Genomic DNA, 17,100 nt, shown 5'->3' with positions numbered 1-17,100 from the left:
GCAGGGGGCATCCCGGACTTCCAATTAATCACCCAGACAAAAATAACAATCTGGAGGGAAACCATGAAAACTATCGGATTTATCGGCCTTGGGCACATGGGTGGCCCCATGGCTCACAACCTGCTGAAAGCCGGATTTGAGCTACGTGTTTTTGACTTGGTCAAAGACGCTGTCTCCGCTGCCGAGAGTGCAGGCGCCACCGCTTGCGGCAGCGCCCTTGAGGCAGCCCGGGGCGTCGACGCCGTCGTTACTATGCTGCCAGCCAGCGAGCACTCTGAAGCAGTCTATCTCGGCGATAATGGACTGCTGAGTCAGCTCAGTGAGCGGCCCTTGTTGATAGACTGCTCCACCATCGCGCCGGAAACGTCTCGCCGCATCGCGACGGAAGCCAACAAAAAAGGCTTCGCAATGTTGGACGCGCCAGTTTCCGGCGGCACCGCCGGGGCGACCGCAGGAACACTGACCTTTATTATTGGAGGCTCGCCTCAGGACCTGGAAAAAGCCCAGCCGATTCTGTCCGCCATGGGAAAAAACCTGTTCCACGCCGGTGATCACGGCGCCGGACAAGCCGCCAAGATCTGCAACAACATGCTGCTCGCCGTCCATATGATCGGAACCGCTGAAGCATTGCAGTTAGGAGTCAACCTGGGACTCGATCCCAAAGTGCTTTCCGACATCATGCTGAAAAGCTCAGGCAGAAACTGGTCTCTGGAACTGTACAACCCTTACCCTGGCGTCATGGAGAACGCACCAGCCGGGCGCGAGTACGAGGGCGGCTTCGCCGTTAATCTGATGAACAAGGATCTGGGTCTGGCCCTGGAGGCCGCTATTCAAAGCCGCTCAAGCACGCCAATGGGCGGTTTGGCCAAATCGTTGTATCAAGCGCACAGCAAGCAAGGATCAGGCATGCTGGACTTCTCAAGCATTCAAAAATTATTCGCCGAAAAAACGTGACAACTTTGTAAAATCTCGTCAAAAAAGGCGGCCTGAATGTCGCCTTTATTTTTTGTTCAACCCGCATTCCATGGGCTTCCAGCCATCACCCGAACAGCCTAGACCATACTCACTAAATAAATATGAGAGAATATCAGGCAAGATAAAAACTGATCAAAGTTGAATCGACTTTGAGCAGGTTCCGGCCAGACTAGTGGCCCGGCAGTTGGAATTCAAAACCATCCATCAGCACCCGCGGTTTCTTCCGGCGTCAACACGCCCACCCCGCCTTTGTTCGGATGGGAGACAGAATAATTTGTCCAGATCTGAATAGGGACGTTGATGACGGCTATTGCAAAGTTCACAACAGACACTCCAGCGCCCACGTCCTTTGAGGACGCTACGGGCTATAACGCCGCCGACTCAATGATCGGCCGTGTGCTTAAAGGCATGTATCGCCTGGAATATCTCTTGGCCGATGGCGGCATGAGCCGGGTTTATGTCGCCCGACAGCTGTCGCTGGATCGGCTGGTCGTCGTTAAAGTGCTGCGCTCAGGCGCCCCTAATGTGGGCTATATCCAGCTCTTCTACCGTGAAGCCCGCATCGCCAGTCAGTTAAACCACCCTAATGTCATGCAGGTATTCGACTTCGGCGCCACCGAAGACAATATGTTGTATCTGGTAGCGGAATTTCTGCAGGGGGAAGCTCTTTCAGACTTGATGGAGAAGCGGCCAAATGGCCTGCCTCTGGAAAACGTGGTTTGGCTCATTGAGCAAATGGCTGCAGGTTTGCAGGCGGCGCACCAGCTCAATATCGTGCATCGAGATCTGAAGCCCGGCAATATCATGGTGGCCAAGGTATCAGGCAATCATTCTGTCGCCAAGCTGCTCGATTTCGGCATCAGCAAACCTCTGGAAGAGCAGGACCTGCAGTACACGCAAATGGGCCTGGTGGTAGGCACGCCGGGATACCTCGCCCCTGAACAGATTGATAGCTCAAAAGATATCGACGGCCGTGCCGATATCTACGCGTTAGGCGCAGTTCTTTACTACTGCATCACCGGTGAAAGACCCTTTAACGGAGAAACACACCATCAGATCATGGCGCAGCAGCGCAAATATCTGCCGCAGCCGTTGACCGACAAAGAGCTGGCGGATGCCCGTAATAGAACCCTGGAGCCAGTAATCACCAAAGCCATGGCGATTGATCCAGCGGAACGCTATGACAGCTGCCTTGATATGGTCCGCGACCTGCAGCTACGTGCGCGCAATGCCGTACGCTCCAGCAATGACCATGGCCTGAAACTGGTCAACCTGACGACTTACGCGTTTGTATTTGCAGGTGAACTGGCGGGGGGCGCAGAACGCGCCATCGTCCTGAAGAAACTAAAAGCCAAGTTTTCCATCAGTGACGCTGGTCTGAAAAAAATGTTCAGCGGTAAACGCATTGTCGTTCGCAAAAACCTGAACCTCAACCAAGCGAAAAAATTTCAATCCGCCTTTAGAGCGGCAGGTGCAGTTGGCCATGTAGAAGACATGAATCCAGCAACTTTGGTTGACCCCGCTCATTCAAGAGAAGAGCGCGCCTTCAGTCAGCCAATCGAAGTGGATTCCGCCACACTGACAAAATCGCTACACCTCACGCGTAATGGAACCTCCGGCGCAGCCAGCCTGTCCCACCCGGGCATCCAGACACAAATACCTCCCTCCAAAGACCAACGTAGACGTTCGTCATTACGCATCCCTACTGGCGTGAAATACTTCTTCGCCGGCGCCGCCATTGTCCTCGGACTACTGTCTTCCAGTCTGTTGTCGCCCCAAGTGCGATATCAGCTGTCTGACTTCAATGCTGGAATTAACGGATGGTCTTCGCCACGAGGAGTCAGTGAAAAAGAAATTCGCATTGGTATGAGCGCCGCGATCAGTGATGACGGACAGGCGCAGGGTAGCTCGGTAAGACGTGGAGTGCAGGCTCACTTTGATGAAATCAACGCCAACGGCGGCGTGCATGGGCGCATGTTGACGTTACAGGCTTTCGATGACGCCAATAAGCCCCTGCAATCACGTATCAATATGCAAACCCTGTTATCACAACAAGGCTCATTCGCCTTGATAGGAAATATCGGCGCGCCAGATACTCAACTTCCAGCAATAATGGAACAACAGACTCTGGTTATAGGCGTACAATCCGGGGCGTCAGCACTACGCCGTACCCCTCCAGACCGCTATGTGTTTAATTTTCGGGTTGGATACGCAGATGAAACTTTCGCCATTGTGCGTCACTTCGTAGATAGTCAGGAAATCGAACCCAGCCGTATCGCGGTACTTTATGAGGACACCGTCTCTGGCCGTGACGGGCTGGCCGGTATGGAGCGAGTTCTCGCTTTTTATAATGTGCACGCAAGGAATATTCCTCAGTTCACTTACCAGCCCTACATAGAACAGGTCGAAGGCCCTGCCCGTCTCTTTCTTAAAGAGCAAAGCGAGATCCAGGCCCTGGTGGTGATCGGAAATCACTCCGCCACGGCCAGAACCATCAATCGCATACGTAAAGCCGGTTGGGAGGGACGCATTGCTGTTGTGTCCTCCGTCAGCACCGACGCGCTGGCAAAAGAACTGAAACGTTTGGAGGCGCCGCATACGACTGGACTAATCGCGACCCAGGCAACGCCTCCGGTCCATTCATACGCGACAGGCGTCCTTCGCCACCGCCAAGCCATGAGCCTCTATTTCCCTGAGCATAAGCCGGATGCGCAATCACTGGAAGGTTACCTCGCTGCATCACTTTTTGTAGAGGCGCTACAGCGGGCTGGCCGCAACTTCAGCACAGAAACCATGGTCTCCACTCTGGAAAATCTGAAAGACATTGACCTTGGCATCGGAGAGCTGATCTCCTTCAGCTCCATAGACCATCAAGCCAGCGAAAGTGTATGGGCCCTGCAACTCAATAAATTCGGCGCATTTGAACCACTCACACTGTCATCGAGAAGCTGGTGACCGCCAGCATTCTCTGAACGACGTCCCCATAACTATTAATAAGACAGACAAATAGCTTCCTTCTGTTTGTCTGCAACGACAGGACCAACGCATCCATGCGCCTGATAATTAACCTTTACCCACTTTGCGCCTTTCCTTTTTATTTTTGCACTTCTCGAATCGGACAAATAGCAACCAATTCGTTGTCGACCAAGTGTAAATACAACTTCAATTAAGTATTATTAAATCCAAAATATAATAATAGTATTATGCCTTTAGTACGGATCAATTGGTGCTTCCGTATTACAGAAAAAGAATTTAGAAATGATCCCAATTAATAATACCCAGAGTGAAACGATCATTATTTAATCCTTCCTGATTAAATGGTGTCAGAGTGATTTATAAAATGGGGACAGAGTCAACCTGGAGAGATACAAGTACTTAAAGGCGGCCAATATACTTTCACATAAATAATTGGGGTCAGAGTGAGCTGCAACGGCTCAAAATAAACCCATCAGAGTGATGTAAAGCTTTTCCCCGTTCGTTTAACAATTAGTGTCAGAGTCGATTTAACTTATTAAAAAATAAGGATTTTACGTATTGATAACCCTACCTTCTCTCTCTATTATGCTGACTCAACGGGATGCCGCTTATCTCTGAAAAAAATTTACTTTTTCTTAAAAAATTTTGACGGCATTTTCGATTGATAGACGCTTTATATAATGTCGATCACAAAACATTCGTAAACTACAGAATAGGGAATACACCATGGCTATTTACATGAACTACGACGGTCTGAAAGTTAAAGGCAACGTAACTGCTGAAGGCTACAAAGACTGGATTCGTCTGGACAGCTTCCAATTCGGCGTTGGTCGCCACATCACGATGGAAGCAGGCCATATGTCCAACCGCGAAGCTACTCGTCCTAGCATCAGCGAAATCTCCGTTTCCAAGCTGATGGACAGCGCTTCTTCCGGTCTGTTCAAAGAGTCTCTGACTGGTACTGCCGGCGTTAAAGTTGTGGTCGACATCGTTCGCACCCAAGCTGACAAAATCGAAAAATACGTTTCCTACGAAATGGAAGACGTAATGATCAGCAGCTACAGCGTTTCCGCTGGCGCAGAGTCCGCTCCTAGCGAGTCTGTATCTCTGAGCTTCTCTAAAGTGACTATGTCTTACACTGCTTCTGACAAGAAACACGCTGGCAAGACTCCAGAGCGTGTTGGTTACGACCTGGAAGCTGGCAAAAAACTGTAATAGTTTTTTCGCTAAACAGCAGAAAGTGCGGACGGGCTTCGGCCCCTCCGCATTTTTATTTTCTCTTCCCCATACCTTCTCTACCTTAACGCTCCCAAATCGTCACGCCTTTTCCATAAGCCAAAGTCATAGGCAGTTCAGACAGAGCGCACTCGTCCATGTTCCTGATGTAAATTCAGGAAATCTCCCTACAATTTCAAGCTTTATTAACCGTTTAGATTCCGGCGGTTAGGACTCAGACTTTAAGTTGGAGGGGAAATATGGATTGGGAGATAGACTCAGTCATGCAGGAGGCTGAGCACAGCTCAGGCTTAAAGGTCGCATTCAAACTTACCGGCGGCGAACTCAGCCAGATAACGCCATTCAACGTACCAGCCAGTATGGACCCAACCACGCTGTGCGCGCTGATACGATCCGCTCGTGAAACCATTCTAGCCCATCAGCATTCCAGGCCCTATAATTCTCGATACCCAGTTCAGAATTCGTCGCAACCTTCTAGGACCGAAGTTAAGGTCATACGCCGTCGAAAACTGCTGGTTAAGGAAAGTTAATCTAAGAATTGGCTTTGTTGCAGAAGTGGTGTGAACTTTTTACTTCGCAGCAAGTCAAAATTGCCAGCACCAAACATTTAGTGCATTGCAATCAACCAAATCAAAATCTGTTAAAGGATAAAGTAAATGAAAGCTAAGAATACCGCCGCAGCCACCGCTATCGCAGCCGTACTTGCCCTGGGCGTCGCAGGCTCCGCCAACGCAGCTAAGCCAGGCTTCGAAAAATGTGCTGGCGTCGTCAAAGCTGGCATGAACGATTGCGCCGCAGGCAACCATGGTTGCGCGGGCCAGTCCACAGAAGATAATGTAGCTGATGAGTGGATCTACGTTCCCGCTGGTACTTGCGACAAACTGACAGGCGGTAAAGTTAAGTCATGATTCCAATGCCGCTTTGGCGGCAGACGGTTGGGCCGATTTCCGGAGCGGGAATCGGCCTTCGTTCCTGCCACTTCGGCCATATACTCGATAAACGCCCCTCTCTCCCTTGGTTCGAAGCTCTCACCGACAACTACCTGACTGCTGGCGGCGTCGCCAGAAAACGCTTGCTTGATATCGCAACCATTTACCCTGTCGCGTTACATGGAGTCGGTCTGTCTCTTGGCGGCACAGAGCCTTTAGACAAAGAGTATTTAGGCAAGCTTCAAACCTTGTCTCGTGAGCTACGTCCAGCCTGGATCTCAGAACATCTCTGCTGGACCTCCGTCCACGGCGTCGATTTGCATGAGCTAATGCCGCTCCCCTACACAGAGGAAACCATAGGTCACGTCGCTGAACGCATAAAAATCGTCCAGGATATTTTTGAGACCCGTATTCTGTTGGAAAACGTATCCAGTTATCTCACTTATGACAGCTCCAATATGAGCGAATGGGATTTTCTGAGGCAGATTGCGGAAGAAGCGGACTGTCTGCTGTTACTCGATATCAACAACATTTTCGTCAGCGCAATCAATCATCAATTTGACCCGCGTACTTATATCGACGCCATTCCTGCGCAACGGGTAGCGGAATACCATCTGGCTGGCTTCGAAGACAAACAGACCCACCTTCTTGACACACACGGCGCGCCAGTGGATCAACGCGTCTGGGACTTATATGGATACGCCCTGAGCACTATCGGCGCAAGACCTACTCTCATCGAGCGTGATAATAATATTCCCGGCTTTGATGAGGTCGCCGCCGAAGCCGCAATCGCTCAGCGCTTGTTGGAGGAAACGGATGTTGCTGCGTGACTTACAACTCAGCATGCTTGCAGAGATACGCCAGCAAGGCGAGTGTCTCCAAGTAACGGACAAAGCCAACTTGAGCGCGCGCATCTGTGTGGACATATACCGTGACAGTTTGCGGGAAACTCATGTCCGCGCCTTGCAAACCATGTTTCCAGTTTGCGAGGACCTGCTAGGGGAAGAGTGTTTCCGTGCAACGAGTCGACGCTATTTTAAGGATACTCCCTCCCGGGAAAACTCATTCACTGAGTTTGGCGCTGGATTTGTGTCCTTTCTTTCGAACTTTAAACCGCTGCAGCATATTGAGTTTCTTGCAGACATTGCAGGGCTCGAGCTCTTGATACATGTTGCGGAAGAAGCAGAGGACCATACCTCTGATGACTGGTCGCAATTCAATGACTACTGCAGTCAAGGACTTCCACTGCAGTTTCGCTTACCGGCCAACGCCCATTTGCTTCAGTGCAGCCACCCAGCTCACGAGATATGGGCGGCTCACCAGCCTGGTGGAGATCTTGCATCAGTGGAATTATCCAAGAGAGCCTTTTATCTGTTTATCTGGCGTCCAGAGTGGAGCGCCAGAGTAGATGAACTGGACGCTCCAGTATTCCGCTTCCTGCACCTCATTGCAGAGAACCCTGACTTTGAAGTGGTGTGTGAGCGATTTGCCGGGGAATTCCCTGAAACCGACTTGGGCGCTTTGCTACAGCAATGTATTCAAGCTGGATTTATCGCCGGGTATATTCCTTATCAATCAGGCAGATAAATAGCTTCCTTATATTTGTCTGCAACGACAGGGCCTGCACATGTCAGAGCCCAGTCACCCGCGACTGGCCGCCGCGCAGGCGCATCCATACGCCGGATTATTAACACGCCAATATCATCGCCCTGTTAATAACAATAAAGAAGGGAGCTAATACTGCTCCCTTTGTTGCGTCCGATTCTAATAATCAGGCGGATGGCAGATAGCGCTTACGCAGCCAATGGTCGGCAGACAGTAAACCAGGGCCATAGGCGACAATCACAGATAGCAACCCACCCCAGAACAACAACTCTTTCACTCCAACTGCTCCAATCAACTCAGCCGCTGAGTAAATGCCGACAACACTCAACACCAACAAGCCTGCAGCGCCAACACGCGCTCCCAGTCCCACCACCAGAAGTACAGAGCAGATCAACTCAACCGCAGTAGAGGAGTAGGCAGCGAAAGCGGGAGAGACGAGCGGGACAGAGTATTCATACTCGAACAACGCCAATGTGGTGCTCCAGCTCTTTATCTTGGTCATCCCGGACATGAAATAAATTTTCGCCAGATAGATTCGGATGGCCAGCAAATACACTGGCTGCAACATCTCCACTGCCTTGATTCCCCATTGGAAAGGCATGATTAACGCGTTCGGCATTATTATTTCCTCTAGATATATTGAATTGCACAGTTAGACTTTGCGTTGGAGCGATGGTTCCCTATGTATCGCAAATGATCACGAATATTGTTTTTCCTGATACATTCTGGTGTCGGCGACATTGAGCAGCGTGTCAAGACAAACACCGTCTCCAGGATACGCTGCGTAACCGATGCTGACGTCCACATTACAACTGATGCTTTTGATATGGATAGGTCCACGCAGACTGTGCTTGGTCTTGTGAATAATGCCGTGTAGTTGCTCTTTCGAGCAGTGGCCATTCAACAGAATGACAAACTCATCGCCTCCAATTCGCGCCACTGTGTCGGATTCGCGAAAGCTTTCCCGCAAGCGCTGCGCCACCGCCACCAATACCGCATCGCCCACATCATGCCCATATTGATCATTGATCGGTTTGAACTTGTCCAGATCGCAATAGAGAACCACAATCTCATTCGCGCATCGTCGGGCCATATGTTCAGCCTTAGTGAACAGTTCATCCAGTAGACGCCTATTCGCAAGGCCTGTCAGATCATCATGGTTCGCCATCTCTTTGAAACGGGACTCCGCCTCTTTTAATTGAGTAACGTCTATGACTGACCCCAAAATGGATGTGCGCCCATCCCGATGAGCGATAGGGCGACTGGTGTAGTTGAAATAGCAGAGCGAGCCGTCTTTGCGGATCGTACGCAGACAGCCGTGGAAGGGTTTATTTACCTTAAGCGCGCGCTCCGTTGCGTTACGCAGTTCTTCCCGATCCGATGGATGTATAAAACTCATGAAGGTTTCAACACTGAGGCTCCGCGCTTCAAAGGGCAGACCTACCATGGAGCAGAATTCCGCGTTGCAACATACGCTCCACTGCTCTGGCAAATACTCAAAAGAGCCTAGCTGCGCGATCGCCTGCACCAGACTTAGCTGAGTGTTTTTTTCCTCCAATTGTTCCGTGCGCTCTTTTACTTTTGATTCCAGGTCCGCATTTATTTTCATGACTTCCCTTTGCGCCCGCACCCGCATACGTAAACTGACGATTAAAAGCATCACCAATAGTGCGAGAAACCCAACAACCAGCACGACGCCCCAAAACAAAGCTTTGTGCTGCTGGTACAACGTCACTGGCTGATACAGTAATAGACTATCGGGCGGCAGTTCATGTTCTCCGACGTCAAATCGACGCATTTCCCGGAAGTCGAACACATACCGGTTTGGACTGTCGGTCACGACAGGTATGTCTCCGACGGCCTCTCCTCTTAACGCTCGCAGCCCTATATTCGCTGCGACGCGCGCCTGCTCGAAGTGAGAGACCACCTTGCCGCCTAAAATGCCTTGTCCGATACCGTGCATCCATAGGTGAAACAGTGGCGCTTGCAGGTGATCGTGAATAAGGGAAAGGCTCTTCTGAAACTCCAGGGTTGCGCCATTTTTGTCTCGAAACAAAGAGATCAGCAACACCGGATCATTCGCAGGTATCGCGCGTAACTCCGCATAAAGCTCGGCAAAGCTCAGTTGCTCCAGAGACAACACCCGAAAGTTGCGATCCTGATTTCTGTCCATGTAATTAATGAAACTACGGAGATCGTTACGCCCAGTGGTGGTGGCGTCGGCAATGGCGGTAATAGATACTTTTTCGCCATACAATCGCCGCATCAACTGCACTGTGTCGTCCATCGAAATAGCTTCCACAACGCCTGTTACGCCGCTTCTACCACTCAGGCCCGCTGCGAGTCGCGCATCGTTAACGCCGAAAAACACAATCGACGTTGCTGCGAAAAGCTCCGCCTGACGCTCCAAGGCAAAGTGAAGCGCATTATCATCGCCCACAATCACCAGTTCGTAGGGAGGTAAGGAATCGAGTTTCCCCTTCAATAGCTCGTAGAAGCGTTGATAGTGTTCTGGGCTATTGAGGCGCTTGCTATCCATAAACTCGATATCAAGCTCAATATTCTGCCCGTCAAAGGCGCTGTTAAGCCCCCTGACCTGCTCAGAAAATGTGGGAAACTGGGGGTGATACGAGCTGATGAACAACACGCGACGGGTAGCATCATGAATACCAGGGGTTATCGCAAACACTCCGTTACACGCCAACGTTCCCCAAAGGACGCCGACAGCGAAGAACACCCCCAGACATCGCCCAGGAGATACGCACATAAACCTGATTCCGACCAACACCGCAGCGCGTTGAAATGGGCGAACGCCACGCCGATTGTTGTTTTCTACGCCCTTTATCAGTCTAGGACGCAGTTCAAATTTTATCCAATTTCAACTAGGATCGAGCGCCTGACTGCAGCAATAGCATCTGCAGATCCTGCAGTCCTTGCTGCTGCGCCGTGCTAAGCGCCGTTTCTCCCATAACGTTGCGATAATTAACGTCAACGCCTGCGTCAACCAATAGCTGAGCCATCAACAAAGAGTTCTGTTCCACCACGTACATCAACAACGATCTGCCCGCATATACAACGTTGACGTCCGCTCCGGCTTTAATCAACGCTTTGGCGGTGGACAGATGTCCATTCTGCACCGCCAGCGCCAACGCAGTCGCGCCGTTCGCCGTCGGATAGTCGAGCTTGGCGCCGGCCGCCGCCAGCACTTTCACCCCCGTAGCGTCGCCCCGTTCAGCCAAATAATGCAGTGGCGACGGCGCTCCCGCGCGGCGTCCCACATTAGGATCAGCGCCTGCCCGCAACAGCGCGATCACGGCTTCAGTGTGTCCATTTTGCGCGGCGACATCCAAGGCGGAACCTGCTGGAGTTACAACATTCACTGGACTGCCCGAGGCCAGCAAGCTACGTAAACGTCCCTTATCGCCTTGTTGCGCCGCCACAATCAGTTCTGTCGGCTGTTCCGCTGTGAGAACCGCGGTTTGTTGCTGGGACGGTTGCGAACTGCAGGCGCTCAGCAATGCGCCCGCCATCAGCGTAAATAGCATTTTTTCAAATACTGCCAAGAAGCGCCTGACGCCCTTTCGACTTGAGCATAGACAATAATATAGGGAGAGTTGACGGTATCCGGTGCGAAGCATGTTGGTTTCCTATGCCGCTACTTGTGTCTTAATTATTATTCGCGTTGGAAATGCAGGCGTGCAACGATGCTTACCGCACTCTCATCATCGTCTCGCCTGCAATTTATAATAGGAAAAAAATTACGAGGAATATGCGGACCACACCATGAAACCCAAAATCTCCATACGCTACTGTCCACTGTGCGGCTGGCTGCTGCGTTCCGCCTGGATGGCGCAAGAGCTGCTTATGACATTCACTGACGAATTACTGGAAGTCGCTCTGGTTCCCGCCGGAAAAGGCGAGTTCAAGCTACTGTGTGACGATGAAATCATCTGGGATCGCAGCGTGAACGGCGGATTCCCTGATGTCGCCACACTTAAGCAGATTGTCAGAGACGCAGCCTGCCCGGATAAGTCACTGGGTCACATAGACAAATCCCGCAACACCGGTTAACGCCACCTGCCCCTCGCCAGAAATTGGGCTGGAGGACAGCCTCTCCTGTGGTTAAACTTAGGCCCCTCGACCCGGGGCCAATAACGCCCATTCACCCAAACCACCACTAATCAGGCGAGCATGCAGTTAACCGAAGAGCAGCAGCGGATCATACAGTCCGGCTTTGAGCACAGCGTTATCACCGCAGTCGCCGGCAGCGGCAAAACGACGACCCTCGCCCACCGAATCCATCATCTGATGGATCAAGGGCATGATCCGCGCCGTATTTTGATACTGATGTTCAACCGCGCCGCCAAAGAGGATTTCGAACGTAAGCTGCGCGAAGTCGCGGGCGCGCACTACCATGAGCTACCGGAAGTCCGCACTTACCACGCAATGGGTTTACGCCTGTATCAACGCTTCATCCGCGAAGACGTGTTGCCGGCGTTTGTTGGACAAGTGCTGTCGGACCAGGAGATTCATTTCCAGCTCTGGCAATTGCTCCGTCGACATGCGCCCGAATCGCAACAGGACAGCGTCAAACGCAATAAGAAAGAATATATCGAACTGGCTTCTCGCCTGTTGGATATGAGCAAAACATCGCTGTTGCCATTACAGACCGTCTTCGAACAATTGGAGTACCGCAAAGAACTCGCGTTTCTGCTTGAGGTCGTCAACAGTTTTGAAGCCTGGCGCAAATCCCATGCGCGCATCAGTTTCGCCGACATGCTTTACGAGCCGGTCAAATGTCTGCAGGAATCCCCTGATCTGGTGAAGCTAGTCGCGGACAAAATGGATGTGATCCTGGTGGATGAATATCAGGACACCAACGAGATTCAGCATTTGCTGCTACGCTATATCGCCGGTAAACGCGCCCGGGTCACCGTTGTGGGAGACCCCGATCAAACCATTTATGAGTTTCGCGGCGCACAGCCGGAGTTTATTCTCAATCGTTTCGCGGAGGAGTTTGAGAGCCCCCGTGAGTTCACTCTTTCGTATACGTTTCGCTACGGTCATAAAGTCGCCTTGTTGGCCAATCACCTGATTACTCACAATCACGGACGCAAGGATGTTCTGTGTCGCGCCCATATGGGGACACCCGCTACGGAGGTCAACGTCCTGCAAGGCGGCGACGAAACACGCCAGTTAGTTCTACAATTGGGACGATTGCTTAACGGCGGCTGCAAGCCGGAAGATGTCGCGATCCTGTTCAGAGTCTGGTCCCAGGCGGTGCCTGTTGAGCTGGCGCTTCTGGCCCATCGCATCCCCTACCGTATTGACGGCGACAAAGGCGCACTGGCGAACCGGGAAGTCATGCACATTCAGTATGTGCTGGAAATGGCGTCCGGCCGACTTGGTCTATTGGAAGAAAACAAACGGGCGGAGGTGCTCGCCGGCCTGTTGCGCTTCCCCCATGTGGGATTGAAGGACGACACTCTACGCGAGCTGGCGCATACGCTGGCGCAACACGACGCGCACTGGGGCGACCAATTACTGGAGTGGATTCCCGACTCGCTCCATGCCTTGCAAAAGCGCAAGCTGAAACGCACCGCCCAAGCCTGGGGCCTCCTGCCAAAAATGAAAGGCTCCGCAGCGGATATCGTGCGTTTTTATATCGACGATACAGAATTGTTCAAGACTCTGGAAGAACTTGCCCTGACTCACGAAACCGCCGATGAACGTATCAATAACGTACTGGGAATCGAGCATTACCTCGCCACCTTGAACTTGCCTGCGCCAGAAACCTTGCAGCACTTCGATGAGCTGCGACGTCTGGCGAGCGCGCAGAAGCAGCAAGGCGGCGTCACCTTGTCCACGATGCACCGCACCAAAGGCCTGGAGTGGCCGGTGGTGATGATAATTGGGCTGAATGAACAATACCTTCCCTACAGCATGCGTGGCGGTGAAGACATCGTTGATCACCTGCAAGCGGAACGGCGTCTGCTGTATGTCGCCATGACTCGAGCCAAAGAGGCTCTGTATCTGTTTACTCCGACACTGAACAGCAAAGCTCCGCTTAGTAAAGATGACAAGCCCAGCCGCTTTATTAAAGAAGCCAGCCTTGACGTTTCCATGGCGGTGGGCGCGTTTCTGGATCAGCACAAGCAACCTGGCGCTATCGACGCAACCCACTACGAATCGGCGCAGCGATTGACGCCCATCGCCACTCGCTATCTGGAGCAGCATGACGTTGACTTTGAACAACCCGCGCAAGACACAGTCAGCGAGCCGGAGCAAATATGGTCCGGAGACCGGGTCCGCCATAGCATTCTGGGCGAAGGAGAAGTTATCGCCGATCTCGATGACGCCTTTCAGGTGGAGTTTGAGGACGGACGCAAGATGAATTTCAGCAAGAAAAGCGCCCATCTGTATTTCAGCTCACTCGGCGGATGACAGGGTTACATCACCCAGAACGCAGTCACCAGCCCGGTAATAAAGCCAAACAGAAAAATGCCGATCCAGCCGGTGAACTGGCTTACGGGAGTGTGCGGCTCCTGTACTTGAGAGTTCTCCCAGTCCCGCAAGATAGTGCGCGCCTGCTCATAGTCCACATCATTGACGGATATCCTCACCAACCCCGCCGCTGGCAGTTCCCCCATTCCTCCCTGCAGAAACTCACCGTCGATAAACCCAGTGACGCCAGACTGCTCCAGCACGCCTTTAATCATATGGGCTTCCAGAACATTGGCGGCTTCATAGATCTGACGCACATGCTTCTCCTTTGATCGCAAATATCGCCGTGAGCCAACTCAATGCTGACGCTCGCCATATAGCTGCGCATACAGTCCCCGTTGCTGCAGCAACTCTTCATGTTTGCCTTCTTCAGCAATGCGGCCGTCTTCAAATACATAAACGCGATCCGCTTGCTTAACAGCGCTTAGGCGGTGAGCGATGATGAGTGTAGTGCGCTGATCCAGAAAGGTCGCCAGCGCCCGGTGCAGATTGAATTCTGTTTCCGCATCCAAAGCCGACGTCGCCTCATCCAGAATCACCACTTGCGGATCAGCCAGAATCATCCGGGCGATCGCCACCCGCTGCCGCTGCCCGCCGGAAAGGCGAACGCCTTGCCGGCCGACCAGCGTATCCAACCCTTCCGGCAGGCTCTCCACAACCGACTTCAGCTGCGCCACCTCCAGCGCCTGCCAGAGCTGGGCGTCGGTATGAGGTCGTCCCATAGTAAGATTCTGGCGCAAACTATCATTAAACAACGTAGGGTGCTGCAATACCGTGACAACGTGCTCACGCACCCGCTGGTGCCCAATCCGTTGAATGGGAACGCCATCGAACCTGACGCTACCCTGCGAAGGGGAGTACATCCCCAGCAATACCTGTACTAACGTGGACTTGCCGCCCCCGCTGGCGCCAACAAGCGCCGCTTTTTCTCCGGGATTAATGTGCAGGGACACGCCCTGCAGCACCTCGGGCCCATCGCCATAGGAAAAGTGTACGTTATCCACATCCAGCGCGACCGTTCTTTTTCCGGTAAATGGATTGGTTTGCGGCGGATAAACCGGCTCCCGCCGCAATTGCAGTAGTTGATTGATCCGCGCCAGAGCAGCGTTGGCGGCATAGAAACTGTATTGCATGCTCAGAATATCCTGCACTGGCGCCATCATGAACCAGAGGTAGCCAAATATCGCAAACATATGGCCGATACTCAGGTCAGAGTAAAACACTGTCAGCATCGCGGCGGCGCGGAACAAGTCCACACCAAACAGGAACAGCATAAAGCTTACTCTGTTAGCCGCATCGCTCTTCCATTCATACTGCACCGCATGATTGCGAACGCCCCAGGCATGATCCAAAAGACGCCGGATATAGTGCTGCTCACGGTTGGCGGCGCGAATCTGGTGAATACCGTCCAACGTTTCCGTCAGCGCCTCCTGGAATAATTCCAACGCCTGGTTTTCCCGGCGCTTGAGCTCTTTGACTTTTTTTCCGAGGCGCGTGGTCAGATAAATCACAAAGGGATTAAAAAACAGTATCAGCAGCGCCAGTGGCCAATGCACCCACAACAACACCACCGCCGTGCCGACAATCGTCAACAACGCCACCAGTAAACGGCTGACAGAACTGCCGATAAACTGATCAATGGTATTGAGGTCAGTGACATAACGAGACGCCACCGCCCCACTCCCCATAACCTCATACTCCGCCATGGAGATACTGCTGAGGCGGTTTAATAGATCCTGCCGGATACGGCAAATAATATCTTTGGAGATACTGGCGAACTGCCTGCCCTGCCAGACATTCATGAGCAGCGAAAATGTCCGCAAGGCCAGCGCGGCGAACACCATGACGCCGATGTAAAACGCTGCGCCGCGCAGAGATTCGGGAGCATATTGATCAATCAGCGCAATTACCGGACCAGGCTGTTCCAGCAACACCTCATCCACCAGCAGCGGCAACAACAACGGTACGGGCACCGCCGCCAAAGTGGCCAGCACAGCGATCAGGTTCGCCCTCGCCAACTGCGGTTTGTACGCCAGCACCATGTTCCTTATTCGCCGCCAGTCATATTTTTCGTTGGCGGTTTCAACACGGTCAGTATGGCGTTGTTGATCTGGCAAAATATCCTCCGCGACTTACTTCGATCAAACGCATTGGCAAGCGTCTGCGCGACAGCGCAAACGCCTGTTGCGATGACTCCATTCTAGTGCGACGGCTTGGCGGGCGCTAGCCGCATCTTACCTGCACTATCAGCCTTCAGCGTCTGTATGCGCTCAGCGCCGCTTAGGCGTCCAGGCCCAGATCATTTCCGCCATAACTGGCTCTTTGTCTTCACTGTCGGTAATTGCGACCGCTACCGTCACTTCGCCTTTTTCCAGCGTTTGAATGGCGTGTATCTGCTCCTCCGTCAGGTGAGCTTCCGCGCGCATGTCGCCCTTCGCCCGCTTCACGTAGTCCAGCTTCATGGTTTTGATGACCGGCACCGCATGATCCGGTACGTTCATTCCAACCAGAAAACCGGTTGCCGACTCTGCAATCAACGCATTGGCGACAGCGTGCACAGAACCAATATGATTTCGCACTGCGCGACGATTCTTCAGCGTAATGACGCAACGACGCTGAGTAAGCTCTTCCACCACGATTCCTGTGGTTCCTGCATATTTGACCATTTTCCCGAAAAACAAAGTCAGTGCTCTACTTCGGGCGATCTCCGGCAACAAATTAATTTTGCTGACAATGGACATTAATTTATTCATGTTCTTTACCTGCGTTTATTATTGGGCCCCAGGCGACGAAACCAATCACAGCGAGCCTAAATGACCTTCAGTCAGTTTTGTCGCCGGGCTATAATGCCCTTTCACACCCAAACAGTTAAGGA

Annotated in this window: 14 protein-coding genes; 8 read left to right on the top strand and 6 right to left on the bottom strand. The window is 52.3% G+C overall.

Annotated elements, in window-relative coordinates; all coding sequences use genetic code 11:
• Nucleotides 1–63 precede the first annotated feature (63 nt).
• The 6 genes from mmsB (at nucleotide 64) to AC2IBB_RS04350 (ending at nucleotide 7,703) form a co-directional block, all read left to right on the top strand.
• Nucleotides 64–954, top strand: coding sequence for a 3-hydroxyisobutyrate dehydrogenase (gene mmsB, locus AC2IBB_RS04375; protein WP_486331685.1), 891 nt, complete (start codon nucleotides 64–66; stop codon nucleotides 952–954).
• A gap of 321 nt (nucleotides 955–1,275) precedes the next feature.
• A complete protein-coding gene (locus AC2IBB_RS04370) occupies nucleotides 1,276–3,930 on the top strand; it encodes an ABC transporter substrate-binding protein (RefSeq protein WP_486331684.1) in 2,655 nt (884 codons plus the stop codon).
• A gap of 747 nt (nucleotides 3,931–4,677) precedes the next feature.
• Nucleotides 4,678–5,166, top strand: coding sequence for an Hcp family type VI secretion system effector (locus AC2IBB_RS04365; protein WP_011394613.1), 489 nt, complete (start codon nucleotides 4,678–4,680; stop codon nucleotides 5,164–5,166).
• A 677-nt stretch (nucleotides 5,167–5,843) separates the two neighbouring features.
• Nucleotides 5,844–6,095 (top strand): BufA1 family periplasmic bufferin-type metallophore, encoded by a 252-nt coding sequence (locus AC2IBB_RS04360; protein WP_486331683.1) that lies wholly within the window; start codon nucleotides 5,844–5,846, stop codon nucleotides 6,093–6,095.
• The gene (gene bufB, locus AC2IBB_RS04355) at nucleotides 6,092–6,946 is read left to right on the top strand and encodes an MNIO family bufferin maturase (RefSeq protein ID WP_486331682.1); all 855 of its coding nucleotides are present in this window, start codon (nucleotides 6,092–6,094) and stop codon (nucleotides 6,944–6,946) included. Before AC2IBB_RS04360 ends, bufB begins: the two co-directional genes overlap by 4 nt.
• Nucleotides 6,933–7,703: an HvfC/BufC N-terminal domain-containing protein gene (locus tag AC2IBB_RS04350; RefSeq protein ID WP_486331681.1), complete on the top strand. Its 771-nt coding sequence runs from the start codon at nucleotides 6,933–6,935 to the stop codon at nucleotides 7,701–7,703. Before bufB ends, AC2IBB_RS04350 begins: the two co-directional genes overlap by 14 nt.
• Before the next feature lie 184 nt (nucleotides 7,704–7,887).
• Here the strand turns inward: AC2IBB_RS04350 and AC2IBB_RS04345 are convergent, their stop codons facing one another.
• From AC2IBB_RS04345 to AC2IBB_RS04335, 3 genes are all read right to left on the bottom strand, one after another.
• A complete protein-coding gene (locus AC2IBB_RS04345) occupies nucleotides 7,888–8,340 on the bottom strand; it encodes a DoxX family protein (RefSeq protein ID WP_486331680.1) in 453 nt (150 codons plus the stop codon).
• 78 nt (nucleotides 8,341–8,418) lie between these two features.
• Nucleotides 8,419–10,488 (bottom strand): diguanylate cyclase domain-containing protein, encoded by a 2,070-nt coding sequence (locus AC2IBB_RS04340; RefSeq protein WP_486331679.1) that lies wholly within the window; start codon nucleotides 10,486–10,488, stop codon nucleotides 8,419–8,421.
• Nucleotides 10,489–10,603: 115 nt separating this feature from the next.
• On the bottom strand, nucleotides 10,604–11,266 hold the full coding sequence (locus AC2IBB_RS04335; protein ID WP_486331678.1) for an ankyrin repeat domain-containing protein: 663 nt from the start codon (nucleotides 11,264–11,266) through the stop codon (nucleotides 10,604–10,606).
• Nucleotides 11,267–11,504: 238 nt separating this feature from the next.
• Between AC2IBB_RS04335 and AC2IBB_RS04330 the strand changes: the two genes are divergently transcribed.
• Nucleotides 11,505–11,792: an Rdx family protein gene (locus tag AC2IBB_RS04330; RefSeq protein ID WP_486331677.1), complete on the top strand. Its 288-nt coding sequence runs from the start codon at nucleotides 11,505–11,507 to the stop codon at nucleotides 11,790–11,792.
• Nucleotides 11,793–11,912: 120 nt separating this feature from the next.
• Nucleotides 11,913–14,165, top strand: a complete 2,253-nt coding sequence (locus tag AC2IBB_RS04325; protein WP_486331676.1) for an ATP-dependent helicase — start codon at nucleotides 11,913–11,915, stop codon at nucleotides 14,163–14,165.
• A gap of 5 nt (nucleotides 14,166–14,170) precedes the next feature.
• Here AC2IBB_RS04325 and AC2IBB_RS04320 read toward each other — a convergent pair whose 3' ends face one another.
• The 3 genes from AC2IBB_RS04320 to AC2IBB_RS04310 form a co-directional block, all read right to left on the bottom strand.
• A complete protein-coding gene (locus AC2IBB_RS04320) occupies nucleotides 14,171–14,482 on the bottom strand; it encodes a putative signal transducing protein (RefSeq protein WP_486331675.1) in 312 nt (103 codons plus the stop codon).
• A gap of 39 nt (nucleotides 14,483–14,521) precedes the next feature.
• Nucleotides 14,522–16,342: an ABC transporter ATP-binding protein gene (locus AC2IBB_RS04315; protein WP_486331674.1), complete on the bottom strand. Its 1,821-nt coding sequence runs from the start codon at nucleotides 16,340–16,342 to the stop codon at nucleotides 14,522–14,524.
• 153 nt (nucleotides 16,343–16,495) lie between these two features.
• Nucleotides 16,496–16,978, bottom strand: coding sequence for a DUF4442 domain-containing protein (locus AC2IBB_RS04310; protein WP_486331673.1), 483 nt, complete (start codon nucleotides 16,976–16,978; stop codon nucleotides 16,496–16,498).
• Between the last annotated feature and the right edge of the window lie 122 nt (nucleotides 16,979–17,100).

The sequence above is a fragment of the Hahella sp. NS-SX17 genome, assembly GCF_057367735.1.
Note: the sequence above shows the minus strand (reverse complement) of the source record. Positions and strands in the feature narration are given on the sequence as shown.

Coding starts and splice junctions, on each gene's coding strand:
- bufB (WP_486331682.1), top strand. CDS start 6,092: ATGATTCCAATGCCGCTTTGGCGGCAGACGGTTGGGCCGATTTCCGGA.
- AC2IBB_RS04310 (WP_486331673.1), bottom strand. CDS start 16,978: ATGAATAAATTAATGTCCATTGTCAGCAAAATTAATTTGTTGCCGGAG.
- AC2IBB_RS04330 (WP_486331677.1), top strand. CDS start 11,505: ATGAAACCCAAAATCTCCATACGCTACTGTCCACTGTGCGGCTGGCTG.
- AC2IBB_RS04345 (WP_486331680.1), bottom strand. CDS start 8,340: ATGCCGAACGCGTTAATCATGCCTTTCCAATGGGGAATCAAGGCAGTG.
- mmsB (WP_486331685.1), top strand. CDS start 64: ATGAAAACTATCGGATTTATCGGCCTTGGGCACATGGGTGGCCCCATG.
- AC2IBB_RS04325 (WP_486331676.1), top strand. CDS start 11,913: ATGCAGTTAACCGAAGAGCAGCAGCGGATCATACAGTCCGGCTTTGAG.
- AC2IBB_RS04360 (WP_486331683.1), top strand. CDS start 5,844: ATGAAAGCTAAGAATACCGCCGCAGCCACCGCTATCGCAGCCGTACTT.
- AC2IBB_RS04340 (WP_486331679.1), bottom strand. CDS start 10,488: ATGTGCGTATCTCCTGGGCGATGTCTGGGGGTGTTCTTCGCTGTCGGC.
- AC2IBB_RS04365 (WP_011394613.1), top strand. CDS start 4,678: ATGGCTATTTACATGAACTACGACGGTCTGAAAGTTAAAGGCAACGTA.
- AC2IBB_RS04335 (WP_486331678.1), bottom strand. CDS start 11,266: ATGCTATTTACGCTGATGGCGGGCGCATTGCTGAGCGCCTGCAGTTCG.
- AC2IBB_RS04350 (WP_486331681.1), top strand. CDS start 6,933: ATGTTGCTGCGTGACTTACAACTCAGCATGCTTGCAGAGATACGCCAG.
- AC2IBB_RS04370 (WP_486331684.1), top strand. CDS start 1,276: ATGACGGCTATTGCAAAGTTCACAACAGACACTCCAGCGCCCACGTCC.